A 20,373-nucleotide genomic window follows, 5' to 3' on the forward strand; every position below is an offset into this window, starting at 1 on the left:
GCTATTTTCCTGCAATCCAGCGAACTTCTGGTTATATGGTGGCCTGTGCGGGAGCGGGATTGGCGGCCAGCGGCCCCGTGCTGCGCACCATGCGCTTGAGCTCGGGCAGGCACGAGCCGCAGCGGGTGCCGCAGCGCAGCTGGCCCTGCAACTGGGCCAGGCGGTCGTTGTCGGTGCCGTGGCAATGCGCCAGCGCGCCGGTGATGGCGGCATCGGTCACGTTGAAGCAGGTGCACACCGGCTTGCCGCGCGACTGCACTGCTGCCGGGGCCTTGGCGCCGGGCACCAGCAGCAGGCGGCCATAGGTTTGCGCGGGCAGTTCCTCTTGCAGCAGGGTCTTGAGCCAGCCCTCGGCGCTGGTGTCACCGGCCAGCACCATGCCTTCGAGCGTGGTGGCTTCACCCTGGCGCGCCAGGCGCGCGGCGCGGCGCTGGCCGCGCTTCTTGTCGGCGTAGCGCAGCGTGTCGGCGCCCGCCAGGCCCAGCAGGGCTTCGATCTGCGTGACCAGTGCTTCGGGCGGTGCCTCGTGCGCGGCTGCGCGCAGTAGCACGCCGGTGCGCTCGCGGCCCGGATCATCCAGCGGGGTGGCGTTGCCGAAGGGCACGCAACTGGCAAATGGAAACTGCGCCATCAGCGCGGACAAGGCTTCGCGCGTTGCTTGTGCTTTGTCATCCGGCAGCCAGGCCATGGCCAGCAGCATCCAGGGCAGCTCGGCCTTGAGCACCTTGACGGCGGCATGTTTCAGCTCGGGCTGTTTGGACGTGGGGCAGAACACCGAGGTGGTGAGCGCATTCACGCCCGCCAGCCGCTCGCCGGTGGAGGAGCTGCCGCTCAGGAATTCGCTGCCCCAGTGCATGGCCATGAAGGCCTGCGACAGGCCCAGCGTGGCATCGGCCTGCACGGGCACCACGATGGAGCCGCGTTTGCTGGTGACATGCACCAGGTCGCCGTTGTGCAGGCCGCGCCGCTCCATGTCCTGCGGGTGCAGCTGCACGCTGGGCTCGGCCACATGGCCGAACAGGCGTCCCAGAGTGCCCGTGCGGGTCATGCCGTGCCACTGGTCGCGCAGGCGGCCCGTGGTCAGGCTGAAAGGGTAGCGTGACTCGCGGGGCTCGGCGGTGGGCTGCCACGCATGGGCTGCAAAACGCGCGCGACCATCCGTGGTAGGGAAGATGCCGTCTTCGTACAGGCGGGCCTTGCCCGTGGCGGCGTCCGCAGCGAACGGCCACTGCTGCGGGCCTTGGGATTCAAGCGTTTCCCACGACAAGCCGGTGATGTCGAGGTCGCGCCCGCGCGTGCTTGCGCGGTGCTCGTTCCACACGGCCTCGGCACCTGCGTCGGCGTGGTCGGTCGCATAGGGGAAGAGGGTGGGCTGGCCGGGGCGCAGGCGTGCCTCCAGCTGGTGCGCAAACTGCACCGCAATGGCCCAGTCGTGGCGCGCCTGGCCGGGTGCGGGCACGGCAGAGCGCACGCGCGAGATGCGGCGCTCGCTGTTGGTCACCGTGCCGGTCTTCTCGCCCCAGGTGGTGGCGGGCAGCAGCAGGTCGGCGTACGCGCAGGTTTCGGCCGTGGCAAAGGCTTCCTGCACCACCACGAACTCGGCGCGCTGCAGGGCGCGGCGCACGGTGGCCTGGTCGGGCATGCTTTGCGCGGGGTTGGTGCAGGCAATCCACAGCGCCTTGATCTCGCCGTCTGCGGCGGCCTGGAACATCTCCACCGCCGTCTTGCCGGGTTGGCTGGGCACATCGGCCACGCCCCACAGCGCGGCCACCTCGGCGCGGTGTGCAGGGTTGGCCAGATCGCGGTGCGCGCTGAGCAAGTTGGCCAGGCCGCCCACCTCGCGCCCGCCCATGGCGTTGGGCTGGCCCGTCAGGCTGAACGGGCCCGCGCCGGGCTTGCCGATCTGGCCCGTGGCCAGGTGCAGGTTGATGAGTGCGGCGTTCTTGGCCGTGCCGCTGCTGCTCTGGTTCAGGCCCTGGCAGTACAGGCTGAGCGTGGCCTTGCGACGTTGCGGATCGCCTGTGGCTCCCGTGGCAAACCATTGGGCGGCGGTGGTCAGATCGGCCACCGAGATGCCGCACACCTGGGCCACGCGCTCGGGCGTGGCGTCGCGCACCAGGGCCTTGAGCGCGTCAAAGCCCGTGGTGTGCGCGGCGATGTAGCTGGCATCGACCCAGCCCTCCCACAGCATCAGGTGCAGCATGCCGTTGAACAGCATCACGTCGCTGCCGGGCTGAATGGGCAGGAACAGGTCGGCCATGCCGGCCGTATCGGTGCGGCGCGGGTCGGCCACGATGACCTTCATGCCGGGGTTGGCGGCGCGCGCGTCCTCGATGCGGCGAAACAGCACGGGGTGTGCCCAGGCCGCGTTGCTGCCCACGATGAACAGGCACTGTGCGTGGTGCACGTCGTCGTAGCAGGCGGGCGGGGCGTCGGCGCCCAGGGTCTGCTTGTAGCCCGCCACGGCGCTGCTCATGCACAGGCGCGAGTTGGTGTCGATGTTGTTGGTGGCGATCAGGCCCTTGGCCAGTTTGTTGAAGACGTAGTAGTCCTCGGTGAGCAGCTGGCCGCTGACGTAGAAGCCCACGGCGTCGGGGCCGTGCTGCGTGACGGTGCTGGCGAACCGGTCTGCCGCCATGGCCAGTGCGGCATCCCATGGCAGCGGCTGCGGTTTGTCGCCGCGTTGCGCGCGGTGCTGCGGTTGCAGCAGGCGGGTCTGCAGGGTGATGGTGCTGGTGGCGGTGAGGTGCAGGGTGGAGCCCTTGGTGCACAGGCGGCCGAAGTTGGCGGGGTGGTTCGGGTCGCCACGCACGCCGGTGATCTGGCTACCGGTGCTTTCGATGATCACACCGCAGCCTACGCCGCAGTACGGGCAGGTGGATGGGGTTTCTTGCATGGAACGCACGACAAGGGGTTCTGTCCCGCACTCCAGAGGCAAGTCCGCTGGGCTCCCCGCCGTTTGTCTGAAATTTTTCATCGCAGTCCCCAAGGAAAATCGCAAAAAAAACGCCCACACCCCGTGGCTTCGAGGTTTCGAAACCGCAGGTGCAGACGCCTTCGTCCGTGTGCCCCCTGGCTGCGCCATTGCACCCCGGGTTCACTGGCCCCTGCCGGGGCCTTCGCACAGGTAACGCAATACATGTGCCAGCCCCCACGCCACCGGGCACCGGCCTGGCGCCGATCCGGGTGGGTCACGGGCAGATGGCTGGCACCAGCCTGGTGCATCGGGGCGCTACAGGACGGGAGGGGTGCGTGAGCGGGCGCAAACCCGTGCCTTGCCCGGGGGCGCTGGTGTCAGCGCAGGTGTTGAATCACCGCCAGCAGAACCACCACGACGGCCCCCAGCACGAGCGCCATGGCGCGCCAGAACACCATCGGGTTGCGCTCATACAGTGGCGGGCGGGCGCGGCCGAGGTAGGCTGCACTCGGCTGCCGCAGATCGTGCACGAACTCGGACAAGGCTTCCTGCCTTTGGTGCGGGTTGGGGTGGACGGCGCGCCGCAGCACGGCGTCCATCCATGCCGGAATGGCGCGGTGTTCATCGAGCGCGCTGGCGTAGTGCAGCTTCATGAGTGCCGCCCGGGTGCGGATCCCCGCCACCTGCGTGCCATAGGGCTGCCGCCCGGTGAGCATCTGGTAGGTGATCACGCCGAGCGAGAACAGGTCCGATTGCGGCGTGCCGGGCTCGCCCAGAAAGTACTCGGGGGCCGTGTATTGCAAGGTGCCCGGAACGGTATCGCCGGCACCGGGCGCCGCGCTCTCGGCCAGGCCGGCGACGTGGACCGCGCCAAAGTCGATGATCTTCACGGTGCCCGAGGTGTCGATCATGATGTTCTCGGGCCGCAGGTCCTGGTGCAGCATCTCCATGCGGTGAAAGGCCTGCAGGCCGCGTGCGATCTGGTCCACGATGTCGCGCACCACCGAGAGTTCGGGCCTGGGGTGGTCAATCATCCACTGGGCCAGGGTTTGCCCCTGCACGTATTCCATCGCCACATAAAGGTACCCGCGCTTGCGTTCCGAGGGGGCGGGCCGCAGCACATGGGGGCTGTGAATGCGCCGCGCAATCCATTCTTCCATCAGAAAGCGGTCCAGGCTGGCGGCGTTGTCCTGCAGGTCGATGGAGGGTGTCTTGAGCACCGTCTTCTGCCCGCTGTCGGTGTCGATGGCCAGGTAGATGTGGCTGCGGTGGCTGCCGTGCAGCTCGCGCACGATCTGGTAGCCGTCCAGCAGGGTGCGGGGCTCCAGGATGGGCGGCAACCGCAGCGCGGCCCGCTGGCGCTGCAGTTCGCTGGCGTCCTGGTGGGGCAGTGCATCGATGCGCACGATCTGCAGGGTCAGGTTGTCGTCGCTGCCGCAGCGCAGGGCTTCTTCCACGATGGTGCGGGCGGCCTGGTCCAGATCGTCTGCGTGGGTTTCAATGGCCTGCGTGATGAAGCTGGCGCTGACATGTTCATGCACCCCATCGGTGGTCAGCACGAAGGTGTCTGCGGGCTCTACCGGCAGGGCCTGGTAGTCCACCTCCAGCTGCGGCTGAATCCCGAGCGCACGGCCCAGGTAGATCTGTCCGTCCGGGAGGCATACCCGGTGGTCTTCGGTCAACTGCTCCAGTGCCTTGCCCTGCACGCGGTAGATGCGCGTGTCGCCCACATGCAACAGGTGTGCGGTGGTGGATTTGATGATCAGCGCGCTGAGGGTGCAGACGTAGCCCCGGTCTTTGTCGAAGCGGTAGGGGCTGCGCTGGGTTTGTGCGTGCAGCCACGAGTTGGTTGCCGCCAGCACGCACTGTGCCGAGCGCTTGACGCTCCAGGCGTCGCAGGTGCAGTAGTAGTCCTGGAGCAACCCGTGCACCGCCGCGGCGCTGGCGATCTGGCTGACATCGCTGCTGCTGATGCCATCGGCCAGGGCCGCCACCACCCCCTTGGCGGCCAACACCTGCCCCTGGGGCACGCAGGCGCCGTGGAAATCCTGATTGACCTCCTTGCAGCCCTTGTCCGAGTGCTGGCCAAGGCTCACTTTCAGGGTGTCGCTCATTGGTGCGCCATTCGTTCAGGGTGCAGGATTCAGGGTGCCGGATTCGGGGCAGCAGGAGCATTGCCGCGTTGGCACCCGGCGGATGCGGGGGGCTCAGACGAGCTTGCGCTTGGGGCCGGTCTTGATGTGGGTGGCGTACAGCGTGAGCCCGGTAAAGGCCAGGCCACCGACCAGATTGCCCAGCACCACGGGGATCTCGTTCCAGATGAAGTAGTCGAGGATCGAGAAGTTGCCGCCCATCATCAGGCCCGAGGGGAACAGGAACATGTTCACCACCGAGTGCTCGAAGGTCATGGCGAAGAACAGCATGATGGGCATCCACATCGCAATCACCTTGCCGCTGACGGTGGTGGAGATCATGGCGCCCACCACCCCGGTGGACACCATCCAGTTGCAGAGCATGGCGCGAATGAAGATGGTGAGCCAGCCCATCAGGCCGTATTGGGCATAACCCAGGGTGCGCGCCTCGCCGATATGGCCGATCTTTGTGCCGATTTCATTCGGCGCCACCGAAAAACCATAGGTGAAGATGAAGGACATCATGAAGGCGACGGTCAGCGCGCCCAGGAAGTTGCCGGTGAACACCAGGCCCCAGTTCTTCAGAATGGCCTGGATCGTGACCCCCGGGCGCTTGTCCAGCCAGGCCAGCGGCGTCAGCACGAATACGCCGGTCAACAGGTCAAAGCCCAGCAGGTAAAGCATGCAAAAACCCACCGGGAACAGGATGGCGCCCACCAGTGCCGAGCCCGACATGACGGTGGCCGTGACGGCGAACACCGCCGCCAGCGCCAGGATGGCGCCCGCCATGTAGGCGCGGATCAGGGCGTCGCGGGTGGACATGTAGATCTTGGATTCGCCGGCGTCCACCATTTTGGTGACGAATTCGGAGGGGACGAGATAGGCCATGGGTTTCTTTCTGCGGTCTGTCTGGGAGCGGTGCCAGGGTTGCCAAGGGTGCGGTGGATGCCGGCCTGCACGCTAAGCGTGGCAAGCCAGCCGGGCTGGCGTGGGATCACGCCGCCGGGGTGCGCCGTTGCGGCCCTGCGATGGGGCGCGTTTCGCTCACGGCGTGGTGGGCCAGTTCGTGGGTGTTGAGCAGCACGGTGCCGTCCTCCACCCGCACCTGAAATGGGGGCGTGCAGCCCTCGTCGGGGGCGGCGGCCTGGCCGTCGCACAGGCCAATGGTCCAGTTGTGCATGGGGCAGGCCACGCTGGTGCCGAAAACAATGCCCTGGCTCAGGGGCCCGCCCTTGTGCGGGCAGCGGTCGAGCAAGGCGAAGATCTCGTTGGACGCGCTGCGGAACACCGCCACGTCCAGGCCTTTTTCGCGGGCCACGCGGCGCGAGCCCAGCACGGGGATATCGTCCACGCGGCAGATGGATGTCCATTCGGTCATTGCTATTCCTTTTGTGGCTTCTTGCGCCTGTCGGTAAAACGCTGAGGGCACTTTTGAGATGAAAACTTTCAGACCGCGGCGATCGGGATGAACTGCCGCTGGTCCACCGCTGCCTTGTCCAGCTCGAACCACGGATCGGGCTCGCCATCGAGCGCGAACTGCAGCTGCTCCCACAGCGCCTGGCGGCCGGCGTGGTCTTCGAGGATGCGTTTTTTCACGTAGTCGAGGCCCACGCGGTTCACGTAGTGCACGGTGCGCTCCAGGTACCAGCCCTCCTGGCGGTACAGCTCGCAGAACGCGCCGGTGTACTCCAGCACTTCCTCGGCGGTCTTGAGCTTGGTGAAGAAGTGCGCCACCTCGGTCTTGATGCCGCCGTTGCCGGCCACGTACATCTCCCAGCCGCTGTCCACGCCGATGATGCCCACGTCCTTGATGCCGGCCTCGGCGCAATTGCGCGGGCAGCCGCTCACGGCAAACTTGACCTTGTGCGGTGCGTACATGCGCCACATGGCGCGCTCCAGGTCCTTGCCCATCTGCGTGCTGTCCTGCGTACCCATGCGGCACCATTCGCTGCCCACGCAGGTCTTCACGGTGCGCAGGGCCTTGGCGTAGGCGTGGCCGCTGGGCATGCCGATGTCCTTCCACACCGCCTGCAGGTCTTCCTTCTTCACGCCCAAGAGGTCAATGCGCTGGCCGCCTGTCACCTTCACGGTGGGAATCTTGTATTTGTCCACCGCATTGGCAATGCGGCGCAGCTCGTCGGCCGTGGTCTCGCCGCCCCACATGCGCGGGATGACGCTGTAGGTGCCGTCTTTCTGGATGTTGGCGTGGCTGCGTTCGTTGATGGCGCGGCTTTGCGGGTCGTCCTTGGCGTCCTTGGGCCAGGTGCTGATGAGGTAGTAGTTGACGGCGGGGCGGCAGGTGGCGCAGCCATTGGGCGTCTTCCATTCCATGAAATGAAAGACATCGGCAATGGACAGCAGCTTGTTGGTGCGGATCGCCTCGCGCACCGCCTGGTGGCCGTGGTCGGTGCAACCGCAGATCGCCTTGGTCCTGGGCGTGGCGCTGTAGTCACCGCCCGCCGTGAACATGATGATCTGCTCGACCAGGCCGGTGCACGAGCCGCACGATGCGCTGGCCTTGGTGTGCTTGCGCACTTCATCGAGCGTGAACAGGCCCTTGTCCTTGATGGCCTTGCAGATGGCGCCCTTGGTCACGCCGTTGCAGCCGCAGACCTCGTCGCTGTCGGCCATGGCGGCGGCCTTGTTCTGGCCCTGGTGGCCTGCGTCGCCGATGTTGCTTTCGCCAAACATCAGCTTGTCGCGGATGTCGTTCACCGTGCGGCCGTCGCGCAGCAGCTTGAAGTACCAGCTGCCGTCCACCGTGTCGCCGTACAGGCAGGCGCCCACGAGCTTGTCGTCCTTGAGCACCAGCTTCTTGTACACGCCGCCAAAGGGGTCGCTCATCACGATCTCTTCGGTGTTCTCGCCGCCCTGGAAGTCGCCTGCTGAAAAAAGGTCGATGCCCGTGACCTTGAGCTTGGTGGATGTGAGCGAACCTTGGTAGCGGCCAATGCCGAACTCGGCCAGGTGGTTGGCCAGCACCTTGCCCTGCTCGAACAGCGGGGCCACCAGGCCATAGGCAATGCCCCGGTGCGCGGCGCATTCGCCCACGGCGTAGATGCGCGCGTCGGTGGTGGTCTGCAGCGTGTCGCTCACCACGATGCCGCGGTTCACATGCAGGCGCATCTTTTCGGCCAGAGCCGTGTTGGGTCGGATGCCCACGGCCATCACCACCAGGTCGGCGGGCACCTCGGTGCCGTCCTTGAACCTGACGCTGGCCACGCGACCTTCGGCGTTGCCCACCAGCTCTTGCGTCTGCGCCTTCATCAGAAACTGCATGCCGCGCTCGGCCAGCGACTTCTGCAGCATCTTGCCGGCCACATCGTCGAGCTGGCGCTCCATCAGCCAGTCGCCCACATGCACCACCGTCACCTGCATGCCGCGCTTCATGAGGCCGTTGGCGGCCTCCAGCCCCAGCAGGCCGCCGCCGATGACGACGGCGTGCTGGTAGGTGGCTGCGGCATCGATCATGGCCTGCGTGTCGGCAATGTCACGGTAGGCCAGCACACCCTTTAAATCTTTGCCGGGGATGGGCAGGATGAACGGGTTGGAGCCCGTGGCCATGATCAGACGGTCGTATTCGGCGGTGATGGTTTCGCCCACGGCGTTGGTGGCGCGCACGGTGCGGTGCACGCGGTCCACGTCGGTCACGGTAAAGCCGGTGTGCAGCGTGATCTGGTTGTCCTGGTACCAGGCCCAGTCGTTGAGGATGATCTCGTCGATGGTTTGCTCGCCCGCCAGCACGGGAGACAGCAGGATGCGGTTGTAGTTGGGGTGCGGTTCGGCACCGAACACCGTGATGTCGTAGAGGTCGGGCGCAATCTTCAGCAGCTCTTCGAGCGAGCGGACGCCGGCCATGCCATTTCCCACCATCACCAGCCTGGATTTTTTCATCGTGACCCCCGTAGGCGTTTCGGCAAAACAAAAAGGCGTCCGCGCGGTGCACCGGCTTCGCAGCCAGCACTCCCGCAGGGACGCCATCGTCTTCGTCAGCCCGATCCGCCATTGCACCGGGCTCAACAGGTGGCCTACCTTGGCCACGCCCAGGGTTATGCAAGGCCTGTGCCAGCGATGCTTAAAATGGGTGGTTAAAGTGAAGCCCTGCTGCAGCGCTTGTTTGGCAAGCGTTTGCAGCTATCAAGTTAAAAGCAAGATCAGAGCCGATGTCGATATCGGTGCAGGGTCTGCGTGGCGGCCGTGCCAGCTTGGTGCATGGGCACCCCAGGGGGGATTCCCCGTCGGGTGGGCGCGAAAGCGCCCCCTTCAGGAGCCGGGCGTTGCCATGCCGCCCGTGGTGTCGTCGCTCCAGCTGCCCCCCAGCACTTTGTACAGCGTGATCCGGTTGGCCTGCTCGGCCAGTGCCAGCGCGATCAGTGTCTGCTGCGCGCTGTAGAGCGAGCGCTGGGCGTCCAGTACGGGCAGGAAGCTGTCTGCGCCCAGGCGGTAGCGGGTTTCGGACAGCTGCAGTGCCTTCAGCGTGGCAGCCTGCAGCGATTGCTGGGCCTGCAGGCGCTCGGCCAGCGTGGCGCGGTCGGCCAGGGCATCGGCCACTTCGCGGAACGCGGTCTGCACGGCCTTTTCGTACTGGGCAACGGCGGTGTCGCGCGCGGTTTCGGCGATCTGCAGGTTGGTGCGGTTGCGGCCCGCATCAAAGATGGGCAGACGGATCTGCGGTGCAAAGCTCCAGGTGCCGTTGCCGCCGTCGAACAGGCCCGAGAGCGCGTTGCTGGCGGTGCCCGCCGACGCCGTGAGCGTGATGCTGGGGAAGAACGCGGCCCGCGCAGCGCCAATGCTGGCGTAGGCGCCGCGCAGCGTGTATTCGGCCGCGCGCACGTCGGGGCGGTTGAGCAGCACCGACGAGGGCAGGCCGGCCGGCACGGCCAGCAGCGCGGCGGCGGGTGGGGCGAGGGTGGGCGTGGGCTCTGTGGATGCCGATGCCGATGCGGCCGTGTTCACCCCCTCGGGCAGCAGCGCGGCGGGCACGGGCGCGCCCACCAGCAGGGCCAGCGCATTGCGGTCGCGCGCCACCTGGCTGGTGAAGGCGGCCACGTCGGTGCGGGCCGCGTCCACGGTGGTCTGGGCTTGTGCCAGCGTGAGGCCCGAGGCCGCGCCCAGCGCGTGGCTGCGCTCGGTCAGCTCAAACGACTTCTGGCGGCTGCGCAGCGTGTCTTGCGCCAGTTGCAGGCGCCGGCCATCGGCATCCAGCGTGAGCCAGGCATTGGCCACCTCGGCCACCAGGCTCAGCTGCACGCTGCGGCGGCTTTCGGTGGTGCGCAAGAATTCCTGCAGCGCGGCCTCGTTGAGGTTTTTCACGCGGCCAAACAGGTCGATCTCGTAGCTGCTGAACCCGAGCTGCGCGCTGTACTGGCTGCTGATGGGCGAGCGGCCGCTGGTGGTCAGGTCCTGGGCGGTGCGTGTGCGCGTGCCGGCGCCGGTGGCCCCCACGGCGGGGAAGCGGTTGGATTGCTCCACGCCGTATTGCGCGCGGGCTTTTTCGATGGCCAGCACGGCCACGCGCAGGTCACGGTTGTTCTGCAGCGCCAGCGCCACCAGCTCGCGCAGGCGAGGCTCCTGCAGGAAATCCTGCCAGCCCATGGGGCCGGAATCGGGCACAGGGGTGCCGGGCTGCGCCTCGGTGCCCGGCAGCGTGGCCGGCACGGGCAGGGCGGGGCGCGCATAGTCGGGCGCCAGGCTGGTGCAGCCCGCCAGTGTCAGCAGTGCCAGCAGCGCCAGGGCGCCCACGGTGTGGTGGGGAGCGATCAGGGGGGGGCGGCTCATGCGGCGGCTCCAGTTTCACTGGCCAATGGTCTGGCTGCGCGGTCGGCAAAGTAACCGCGAATCAGCACAAAGAACACCGGCACAAAAAAGATGCCCAGCACGGTGGCCGACACCATGCCGCCCAGCACGGCCGTGCCAATGGCCTGCCGGCCGCCGGCGCCGGCGCCCGTGCCCAGGGCCAGCGGCAGCACGCCAAAACCAAAGGCCAGCGAGGTCATCAAGATGGGCCGCAGCCGCAGGCGCACGGCCTCCAGCGTGGCGTCCACCACGCTGCGGCCGCGCTCTTGCAGCTGGGTGGCAAATTCCACGATCAGGATGGCGTTCTTGGACGACAGCCCCACGGTGGTGAGCAGGCCCACCTGAAAGTACACGTCGTTCGACAGCCCGCGAAAACCGATGCCCAGCAAGGCCCCGACAATGCCCAGCGGCACCACCAGGATCACCGAGAACGGCACCGACCAGCTTTCATACAGCGCGGCCAGGCACAGGAACACGAACAGGATGGACACCGCATACAGCAGCGGCGCCTGCGAGCCCGACAGCCGCTCCTGGAACGAGGCGCCGGTCCATTCGTAGCCAATGCCGGGCGGCATTTCCTTCATGATGTCTTCGACTGCCGCCATGGCCACGCCCGAGCTCACGCCCGCGGCCGCATTGCCCACGAACTCATAGCTGGGGGCGCCGTTGTAGCGCTGCAGTTGCGGCGAGCCATAGGTCCAGCGGGTGCTCGAAAACGCCGAGAACGGCACCATCTGCCCCTGGTTGTTGCGCACCGTCCAGGGGGCCACGTCCTGCGGCAGCATCCGGAACGGCGCATCGCCCTGCATGTACACGCGCTTGACGCGCCCCTTGTTCAGAAAGTCGTTCACATAGGTGCCGCCCAGCGCGCTCGACAGGGTGTTGTTCACATCCACCGTGGCCAGGCCCAGGGCGCCGGCCTTGCTGTCGTCGATGTCCACGCCCAGCTGCGCGGTGTCATCGAGGTTGGTGCTGCGCGTGTTGCTCAGCTCGGGGCGCTTGGCGGCCAGGTCCAGCACCTTGTCGCGTGCAGCCACCAGCGCGTCGTGGCCCAGGCCGTTCAGGTCCTTGAGCTGGAAGTTGAACCCCGCATTGGCCCCCAGCCCGCGCACGGCGGGCGGCAGCAGCACGAAGATGCGCGCATCGCGGATGGCAGCCAGGTCCTTGGTAGCCTTGCGCGCAATGGCGTCGGCGCTCTGGTCTGGGCGCTTGCGCTGGCTCCAGTTGGTCAGCCGCACAAAGCCGCGCGCCGAGCTCTGGTCGCCGCCCGAGCCGGTGATGGAGTTGAAGCTGATCACATCGGGCTGGGCAGCAAAGTATTTTTGCACCTGCGCCATCACGGCCTGCAGCCGCGCGTTGGAAGAGCCCGGCGGCAACGTGATCTGCACCGATATCGCGCCCTGGTCCTCATTGGGCAAGAACGACGTGGGCAGGCGCAAGAACAGCACCGCCATGCCCGCGCAGATCAGCAGGTACACCAGCATCATGCGTTTGCCCCGGCGCACCACGCCGCCCACGCCGCGCTGGTAGCTGTCGGCCGTGCGGTCGAAGCGGCGGTTGAAGCCGACAAAAAAGCGGTCGATCCAGCCCGCAAGGCCCTTGCGCGGTGCGCCAAAGGGGCTGTGCTGCCCCTTGGCAATGGGCTTGAGCAAGGTGGCGCACAGCGCGGGCGTGAGCGTCAGGGCCACCAGCACCGACAGCACCATGGCCGACACGATGGTGATGGAAAACTGCCGGTAGATCACGCCGGTGGAACCGCCAAAGAACGCCATGGGAATGAACACCGCCGACAGCGTGAGCGCAATGCCCACGAGGGCGGGCGTGATCTCGGCCATCGATTTGCGCGTGGCCTCCTTAGGGGGTAAGCCTTCCTCGCTCATCACGCGCTCGACGTTTTCCACCACCACGATGGCGTCGTCCACCAGCAGGCCGATGGCCAGCACCAGGCCGAACATCGTGAGCGTGTTGATCGAGAAACCCGCTGCCGACAGCACCCCGAAGGTGCCCAGCAGCACCACGGGCACGGCAATGGCCGGAATCAGCGTGGCGCGGAAGTTCTGCAGGAACACGTACATCACCAGCACCACCAGCGCCATGGCTTCGAGCAGGGCCTTGACCACTTCTTCGATCGAGGCGCTGACGAATGGCGTGGTGTCGTAGCTGGTGAAGGGCTTGAGCTGGTAGGGAAAAAACGGCTGCAGTTCGGCAATCTTGGCGTTGACGGCCGTGGCCACGGCCATGGCGTTGGCGCTGTCGGCCAGCACCACGCCCATGCCGGCGCCGGGCCGGCCGTTCAGGCGCGAGGTGATGGTGAGGTTTTCCGCCCCCAGCTCGATGCGCGCCACGTCCTTGAGGCGCACGGCGGCGCCGTCGGTGGTGGACTTGAGCACGATCTGTTCGAACTCTTCTTTCGTCTGCAGCTTGCTGCGCGCCGTGATGGTGGCATTGAGCTGCTGCTCGCCCACGGCGGGCAGGGCCCCCAGCTGGCCCGCCGACACCTGCGCGTTCTGCGCATTGATGGCGCTGCCGATATCGGACGGCATGAGCGCATATTTTTCGAGCTTGCCCGGATCGAGCCACACGCGCATGGCATAGCCGGTACCCAGTGTGAGCACGTCGCCCACGCCGTCGATGCGGCTGATCACGTCCACCAGGTTGCTGGTGATGTAGTCGCCAATGTCCACCTGCGACACGCTCGGGTCGGGCGAGGTGAAGGTGATGATCATCAGGTAGTCGTTGCCGCCCTTGGTGACGGTGACCCCCCGGCTTTGCACGGCCGGCGGCAGGCGCGACATGGCTTGCTGCAGCTTGTTTTGCACCTGCACCTGCGCCACGTCGATGTTGGTGCCGGCATTGAAGGTGAGCGTGGTGCGCGAGCTGCCCGAGGCGTCGCTGGTCGAGCCCATGTAGATCAGGTTGTCCAGGCCCTTGAGCTGCTGCTCGATCACCTGCGTGACCGATTCCTCGACCGTCTTGGCCGACGCCCCGGTGTACAGGGCGCTGATCGACACGCGCGGCGGCGCGATGTCGGGGTATTGCTCCAGCGGCAATGTCTTGATCGACATGGCGCCGGCCAGCATGATGATGATGGCGATGACCCACGCAAAGATGGGCCGATTGATGAAGAACTGTGCCATGGCGGGCCGGCCCTCAGCGAGCGGCCGATGCGGTCGAAGCTGCAGGGGCCGCAGAAGCCGGCGCTGCCATCGGCTTGGGTGCCACCTCGGTCGGCTTCACGGTATCGCCGGGCTTGATGCGCTGAAAGCCATCCACCACCACGCGGTCGCCGGCCGCCAGCCCGCTGCCCACCAGCCAGCGGTTCCCCACGGCCGTTTCGACGGTGATCTTGCGCCGCTCGATCTTGTCGTCCGCGGTGACCAGCAGCACGCTGGCGTTGCCGGCCGTGTCGCGGTTCACGCCCTGCTGGGGCGCCAGCAGCGCCTGCGCGTTGATGCCGGTTTCCAGCACCGCACGCACATACATGCCGGGCATGAGCAGGCCGTCGGGATTGGGCACCACGGCGCGCAGCGTCACGGCGCCGGTGCCCGGGTTCACGCTCACGCCCGCAAACTGCAGCTTGCCGGTGTGGGGGTAGCGGCTGCCGTCTTCCAGCTGCAGGGTGATGGGCGCCTCGGCCTGGCCGTTTTTCTGGATGCGCCCGCGCGCCAGGTCGCTTTTGAGGCGCAGCACCTCGGTGCTGGACTGGGTGACATCCACATACAGTGGATCGAGCTGCGAGATGGTGGTGAGCGCGGCGGCCTGATTGGCGGTGACCAGCGCGCCAGGGGTGACGGTGGACGTGGTGGTGCGGCCCGCAATCGGCGCCTTGATGCGGGTGTAGCCCAGGTTGATGCGGGCGTTGTCCAGCGCGGCGCGGGCGACGGCCAGGTCGGAGCGGGCCTGCACCAGGGCCGCCTGGCTGTCGTCATGCACCTGCCGGCTCACCGCATCGATCTTCACCAGCTCGGCATTGCGCCGGGCATTGACCTCGGCCGTGCCCACGTTGGCCTGCGCCTTGGCCAGCGTGGCCTCGGCGCTGGCCAGCGCCACCTGGTAGCTGGAGGCGTCGAGCTGGTACAGCGGCTGGCCGGCCTTGACCTGGGCGCCTTCGGTGAACAGGCGCTGCTGCACGATGCCGCCCACCTGCGGGCGGATTTCGGCGCTGAGGTAGGCGCTGGTGCGGCCGGGCAGTTCGGTGGTGACGGTCTGGCGCTCGGGCTGGAGGGTGACCACGCCCACTTCCGCCGGCCCCTTCGGCGCCACCGGTGGCGCCTTGTCGGAGCAGGCGCCCAGCAGCAGGGCGAGCCCCACCAGCGTGGCCGAAGCCAGGTGGCGGGGCGAGCGGGAGGGCTCAGGGGGTGAATGGAGTGCGGACGGCGTGGGGGCAGGCAGGTGGTCGGGGAAAAGAGGTGTCATGGGCGCGCGCAGTCCTGGTTGGCAAAACATTTTGACGCAAAAAGCGCGAGGGCATGGAAGCCCCGGGCGCCCAAGGGGATGGCGTGCTGTGACCAGCGTGGCGGCGCCCCCGGCGGGCCGACGATCACCCGGCATCGCCGGCCGTGCCGTGGGGGCCCGTTCAGCGCTTGCGCGGCTTGGCCCATGGGGGCCTGCCAATCAGGCAGGCTTGGAGGGCGCTGTGGCGTTGTCTTCGTTGCGAAAGCGCTGGAACAGCGTGGCCACCAGCGGGCCCGAGATGTTGTGCCACACGCTGAAGATGGCGCTGGGCACGGCGGCCAAGGGTGAAAAATGCGCCGTGGCCAGCGCCACGCCCAGGCCCGAGTTCTGCATGCCCACCTCGATCGACAAGGCCTTGCGCCTGGAGACATCCATGCCCGTGAGTTTGCCCAGCCAGTAGCCCAGCAGCAGGCCCAGGCTGTTGTGCAGCACCACCACGGCAAAGATCATCAGGCCGCTGGTGGCAATGCGGGCCTGGTTGCCGGCCACCACCGCCGCCACGATGGCCACGATGGCGGCCACCGACACCAGCGGCAGCACCGAAACGGCCGCCTTCACCTTGTCACGCAGCAGCGATTGGGCCAGCACGCCAAAGGCGATCGGCAGCACCACCACCTGCACGATGGACCAGAACATGGCCGAGGCGCTCACTTCCAGCCACTGGCTGGCCAGCAGGTAGATGAGGGCGGGCGTCACCACCGGTGCCAGCAGTGTGGTCACCGAGGTGATGGCCACCGACAGCGCCACGTCGCCGCGCGCCAGGAAGGTCATCACGTTCGACGCCGTGCCCCCGGGGCAGCAGCCCACCAGGATCACGCCCACGGCCACCTCGGGTGGCAGGTTCAGCGCCTTGGAAAGCGCCCAGGCCAGGCCCGGCATGATGATGAACTGGCCGAGCACGCCGATGGCCACGTCCAGCGGGCGCTTGGCGACTTCCTTGAAATCGTCCTTGGACAGCGTCAGGCCCATGCCGAACATGATGATGCCCAGCAGCGGCACGATGTAGGGGCCGATCCACTTGAATTGGGCGGGGGCATAGAACGCCAGCACGGCGAACAGAAGTACCCAGATGGCAAAAGTCTTGCCCACGAACTGGCTCAGACGGGCGATGGCCTGCATGGTGCATATCCTTGAAAGGCGCAGCGATCGCGGCGGCGCGGTGCTGGCGTGCAGCACGCGGGGCAGCGCAACGGCTGCTGAAAACTCGAATGGGGGGGAGGGCCCGTGGATGCCACGCGGTACGTGGCGATGGGCGTGCACAGCGCGCAGGTGGGCGCGCACATCGTGCAATGGTCTGCAACGGCCGGGTGGGCTGCAACAGATCAAGGGTTAACCCTGATTGTAATAAGGGGTAAATCCCTTGTTCCTGACCCGGTTGTTGGTCCGGCAAGGGGTCACCGTGCACCTGGATGTCACCCATTGGGCCTACCATGTCTGCCGGGCCCGGTGGCCCATGCATTGTTGAAAGGATGCCTGTCATGAACTCCCCTGCCTCCCTTGTTGACGAACTGATGGCCCAGCTTCAGGGTGCGCCGTTGCAGCAGATGGCCCAGCAACTCGGCACCAGCCCGGCGCAGGCCGAGAGCGCCGTGGGCGCGGCCCTGCCGCTGCTGCTGGGCACGCTGGGGCGCAATGCGGCCCAGCCCCAGGGCGCGATGGACCTCTTTGGTGCCTTGCAGCGCGACCACAGCGGCGGCCCCGACCTGGGTGGCCTGCTCGGTTCGCTGCTGGGCGGTGGTGCAGGCAGTGGCGGCGGCCAGCCCGATGGCGCGGCCATCCTGGGCCACATCTTCGGTGGCAACCAGCAGCGTGCCGAGGCCGGCCTGGGCCAGGCCACGGGGCTGGGGGCGAACGCCGGGCAGTTGCTGCAGATGCTGGCGCCCATCGTGATGTCGTTCCTGGCGCAGCGCATGAGCGCGGGTGGCATGGACGCTGGCGGCCTGGGTCAGGCGCTGGGCCAGGAGCAGGCGCGCGTGCAGCAGCAGGGCGGCCTGGGTGGCGGCCTGCTGGGCAGCCTGCTCGACCAGGACGGTGACGGCCAGGTAGGGCTGGGCGACCTGCTCAAGATGGGCGGTGGCCTGCTGGGCGGGCGGCGCTAGGGCGCCACCCATCTGCTCTGCTTTTGAGCACTATTGGCGCTTTATGGGCAAGCAATTTTGCCCCATATGGCTTCAAAATAATGGGCAAGGCCAAGCCGGTCCGCGGCGTTGCCAGATGCCGCCAGGCAGGGCCCTTGACGCTGCCGGTGTTGCGCACAAGGCAGGATGCGTTGAAACTCTTTCACGTCCGCCATCATTTTTGCAGGGAGGCCCTTCATGACAGCCGTTGCTGAAATTCTCAAATCCAAGAGCGACCACACCGTTTACGCCATCGCACCGCAAGACTCGGTGTTCGATGCGCTCCAGCGCATGGCCGACAAGCGCATCGGGGCGCTGCTGGTGATGGAGGGCGACACCATCGTCGGCATCGTCACCGAGCGCGATTACGCCCGCAAGATCGCCCTGCTGGGGCGCAAGTCCACCGCCACGCTGGTGCGCGATGTCATGACGACGGCGGTGATGTATGTGGGCCCCACCCAGACCAGCCAGGAGTGCATGGCGCTCATGACCGAAAACCGCCTGCGCCACCTGCCTGTGGTCGATGGCGGCAAGCTGGTGGGGCTGATCTCCATTGGCGATCTGGTCAAGGACATCATTTCCGAGCAGAAATTCATCATCGAGCAGCTCGAGCACTACATCACCGGCGGCGGCCGCTGAACGACAAATGCCCCGGCTGTGAGGCCGGGGCATTTGGCGTGCGCAGGGTGGGGTCAGGCCGCTTTCTCCACATGCCCCTGGCGGGTGTACAGAAAGTCGATCACGGCCTTGCGGCAGTGCACATAGCGCGGGTCTTCTGCCAGTTCCACGCGCTTGCGCGGGCGCGGCAGGTCCACATGCAGCACCTCGCCAATGGTGGCGGCCGGGCCGTTGGTCATCATCACGATCTTGTCGGACAGCAGCACCGCCTCGTCCACGTCGTGCGTCACCATCACCACGGTGCTGTGCGTGCGCGCCACGATCTCCAGCAGCTCGTCCTGCAGCTTGGCGCGGGTGAGGGCGTCGAGCGCGCCAAAGGGCTCGTCCATCAGCAGCACCTGGGGTTCCATGCACAGCGCCCGTGCAATGCCCACGCGCTGCTTCATGCCGCCCGAGATCTCGCCGGGGCGCTTTTGCGCCGCGTGCGTGAGGCCCACCAGTGCCAGCGCCGCATCGGTGCGGGCCAGCAGCTGGGCCTTGCTTTCGGTTTTGCCAAACACGCGCTCCACCGCCAGGTGCACGTTGTCAAAGCAGGTCAGCCAGGGCAGCAGCGAGTGATTCTGGAACACCACGGCGCGCTCGGGCCCGGGGCCGCTGATTTCCTTGTTGGCGCACAGCAGCGCGCCGTGGGTGGGCGTGGTCAGGCCGGCGATCAGGTTGAGCAGCGTGGATTTGCCGCAGCCCGAATGCCCGATGAGCGCCACGAACTCGCCCTTGGCAATCGTCAGGTGGATATCGCGCAGCGCCGGAAACAGGCCCTTGGCGGTCTTGAAGGTCTGCGCTACGCCCTGGATCTCGATGAACTTGGTGGTCAGCGATGCGTTCATGATTTCACCTCTTCGAACGTGAAGGCCGTGGCCAGCTTGATGAGCGCCATCTCCAGCAGCAGCCCGACGATGCCGATCACGAAGATGGCAATGATGATGTTCTTGACGTTGAGGTTGTTCCACTCGTCCCACACCCAGAAACCGATGCCCACGCCGCCCGTCAGCATCTCGGCGGCCACGATCACCAGCCACGCAGTGCCCACGGCCAGGCGCACGCCCGTCAGCATGTAGGGCAGCACGGCGGGGAACAGGATCTTGGTGGCGATCTTCCACTCGCTCAGGTTGAGCACGCGGGCCACGTTCATGTAGTCCTGCGGCACGCGCTGCACGCCCACGGCGGTGTTGATGACCATGGGCCAGATCGAGCAGATGAAGATGGTCCAGATGGCGGCCGGGTTGGCCCCCTTGAACACCAGCAGACCGATCGGCAGCCAGGCCAGCGGCGACACCGGCCGCAGCAGGCTGATCAGCGGGTTGAACATGCGCGACAGGAAGGCAAAACGCCCGATGACAAAGCCCGCCGGAATGCCCACCAGCGCCGCCAGCCCGAAGCCCACCGCTACGCGCTGCAGCGAGGCCAGCACGTTCCAGCCCACGCCCTGGTCGTTGGGGCCGTTGCGGTAGAACGGGTTGCTGAACACTTCCAGCGCCTGCAGCCAGGTTTCGTGCGGCGTGGGGATGCTGCGGCCCGTGCTGGCCGACACCAGCGCCCACAGCCCCACCAGCAGCCCCAGGCCCAGCACGGGCGGCAGCACCGTCAGCCAGAAGCTGCGCGAGAGGGCGGCCCAGTCGCGCGCGGGCTTGGGCGTTGGCGGGTTGGTGGGCTGAGAGGTTTTGGGGGTTTTGGCGCCCGTAGATAAAACGCTATTTGCTATTGTTTTGGTAGCTTCTGGCGCGGACTCCCGCGGGGCATGAAAAACGGCACTGACCATGGTGATCTCCGGTTGTTCAGGCCTGCTCAGGCCTTGATCTTGAAGCCGTCGGCATACCTGGCGGGGTCTTTGCCGTCCCACACCACGCCGTCGATCAGCTTGCTCGTGCGCAACACGTCCTTGGGCACATTGACCTTCATGGCGCTGGCGACCGATCTGTACAGGTCCACCTGGTTCACCTGTCTGGCCACTGCCAGGTAGTCGGGGTGGCTCTTGAGCAGGCCCCAGCGCTTGTGCTGCGTGAGGAACCACATGCCGTCCGACAGGTAGGGGAAGTTGACCGCGCCGTCGTTGAAGAACTTCATGTGGTTCGGGTCGTCCCAGGTCTTGCCCTGGCCGCCACCCACGCCGTTGCTGTAGCGGCCCAGGATGCGCTGGTTGATCGCGTCCACGCTGGTGTTCACGTAAGCCTTGCCGGCAATGGCCCCGATGGCCAGGTCAAATTCCCCCACCCTTGGCCACCCCAAATTCCCCCAGGCAGGACGACCAGATTATGACGACTCGGGTGTGATGGCGATG

The 20,373-nt window shown here is 66.8% G+C and carries 13 protein-coding genes and 1 pseudogene; 2 read left to right on the forward strand and 12 right to left on the reverse strand.

Features of this window, described 5'->3' with window-relative positions; genetic code table 11:
• Positions 1-31 precede the first annotated feature (31 nt).
• From BLW02_RS11820 to BLW02_RS11860, 9 genes are all read right to left on the reverse strand, one after another.
• Complete coding sequence (locus BLW02_RS11820) at positions 32-2,896, reverse strand: nitrate reductase (RefSeq protein ID WP_092698816.1); 2,865 nt, start codon at positions 2,894-2,896, stop codon at positions 32-34.
• A gap of 398 nt (positions 2,897-3,294) precedes the next feature.
• Positions 3,295-5,031: a bifunctional protein-serine/threonine kinase/phosphatase gene (locus tag BLW02_RS11825; RefSeq protein WP_092698818.1), complete on the reverse strand. Its 1,737-nt coding sequence runs from the start codon at positions 5,029-5,031 to the stop codon at positions 3,295-3,297.
• A gap of 93 nt (positions 5,032-5,124) precedes the next feature.
• Positions 5,125-5,937, reverse strand: coding sequence for a formate/nitrite transporter family protein (locus tag BLW02_RS11830; protein ID WP_092698820.1), 813 nt, complete (start codon positions 5,935-5,937; stop codon positions 5,125-5,127).
• Positions 5,938-6,043: 106 nt separating this feature from the next.
• A complete protein-coding gene (nirD, locus tag BLW02_RS11835; protein ID WP_092698822.1) occupies positions 6,044-6,427 on the reverse strand; it encodes a nitrite reductase small subunit NirD in 384 nt (127 codons plus the stop codon).
• Positions 6,428-6,495: 68 nt separating this feature from the next.
• On the reverse strand, positions 6,496-8,943 hold the full coding sequence (nirB, locus tag BLW02_RS11840; protein WP_092698824.1) for a nitrite reductase large subunit NirB: 2,448 nt from the start codon (positions 8,941-8,943) through the stop codon (positions 6,496-6,498).
• A 369-nt stretch (positions 8,944-9,312) separates the two neighbouring features.
• On the reverse strand, positions 9,313-10,827 hold the full coding sequence (locus BLW02_RS11845; RefSeq protein ID WP_092698826.1) for an efflux transporter outer membrane subunit: 1,515 nt from the start codon (positions 10,825-10,827) through the stop codon (positions 9,313-9,315).
• Complete coding sequence (locus BLW02_RS11850) at positions 10,824-13,982, reverse strand: efflux RND transporter permease subunit (protein ID WP_092698828.1); 3,159 nt, start codon at positions 13,980-13,982, stop codon at positions 10,824-10,826. Before BLW02_RS11850 ends, BLW02_RS11845 begins: the two co-directional genes overlap by 4 nt.
• A gap of 13 nt (positions 13,983-13,995) precedes the next feature.
• Entirely contained in the window at positions 13,996-15,261 is a 1,266-nt protein-coding gene (locus tag BLW02_RS11855; RefSeq protein WP_092698830.1) for an efflux RND transporter periplasmic adaptor subunit, read from the reverse strand.
• A gap of 198 nt (positions 15,262-15,459) precedes the next feature.
• Entirely contained in the window at positions 15,460-16,419 is a 960-nt protein-coding gene (locus tag BLW02_RS11860; protein WP_092698831.1) for a bile acid:sodium symporter family protein, read from the reverse strand.
• Positions 16,420-16,778: 359 nt separating this feature from the next.
• On the opposite strand from BLW02_RS11860, the gene BLW02_RS11865 reads away from it, so the two are divergent.
• Positions 16,779-17,399 (forward strand): DUF937 domain-containing protein, encoded by a 621-nt coding sequence (locus BLW02_RS11865; protein ID WP_092698833.1) that lies wholly within the window; start codon positions 16,779-16,781, stop codon positions 17,397-17,399.
• 216 nt (positions 17,400-17,615) lie between these two features.
• A complete protein-coding gene (locus BLW02_RS11870) occupies positions 17,616-18,056 on the forward strand; it encodes a CBS domain-containing protein (RefSeq protein WP_092698835.1) in 441 nt (146 codons plus the stop codon).
• A gap of 53 nt (positions 18,057-18,109) precedes the next feature.
• Here BLW02_RS11870 and BLW02_RS11875 read toward each other — a convergent pair whose 3' ends face one another.
• The 3 genes and pseudogenes from BLW02_RS11875 to BLW02_RS11885 all read right to left on the reverse strand — a co-directional run.
• On the reverse strand, positions 18,110-18,922 hold the full coding sequence (locus tag BLW02_RS11875) for an ABC transporter ATP-binding protein (protein ID WP_092698837.1): 813 nt from the start codon (positions 18,920-18,922) through the stop codon (positions 18,110-18,112).
• Positions 18,919-19,854 carry a nitrate ABC transporter permease gene (ntrB, locus tag BLW02_RS11880; RefSeq protein WP_092698839.1) on the reverse strand — a complete coding sequence of 312 codons (936 nt, stop codon included), beginning with the start codon at positions 19,852-19,854 and terminating at the stop codon, positions 18,919-18,921. The genes BLW02_RS11875 and ntrB overlap by 4 nt, the downstream gene beginning before the upstream one ends.
• Positions 19,855-19,880: 26 nt before the next feature.
• A pseudogene (locus tag BLW02_RS11885) lies at positions 19,881-20,276 on the reverse strand (nitrate ABC transporter substrate-binding protein); the annotation flags it as partial.
• Between the last annotated feature and the right edge of the window lie 97 nt (positions 20,277-20,373).

It is taken from the genome of Acidovorax soli, from assembly GCF_900107605.1.
In the GTDB taxonomy this organism is placed as follows: Bacteria; Pseudomonadota; Gammaproteobacteria; order Burkholderiales; family Burkholderiaceae_C; genus Acidovorax; species Acidovorax soli.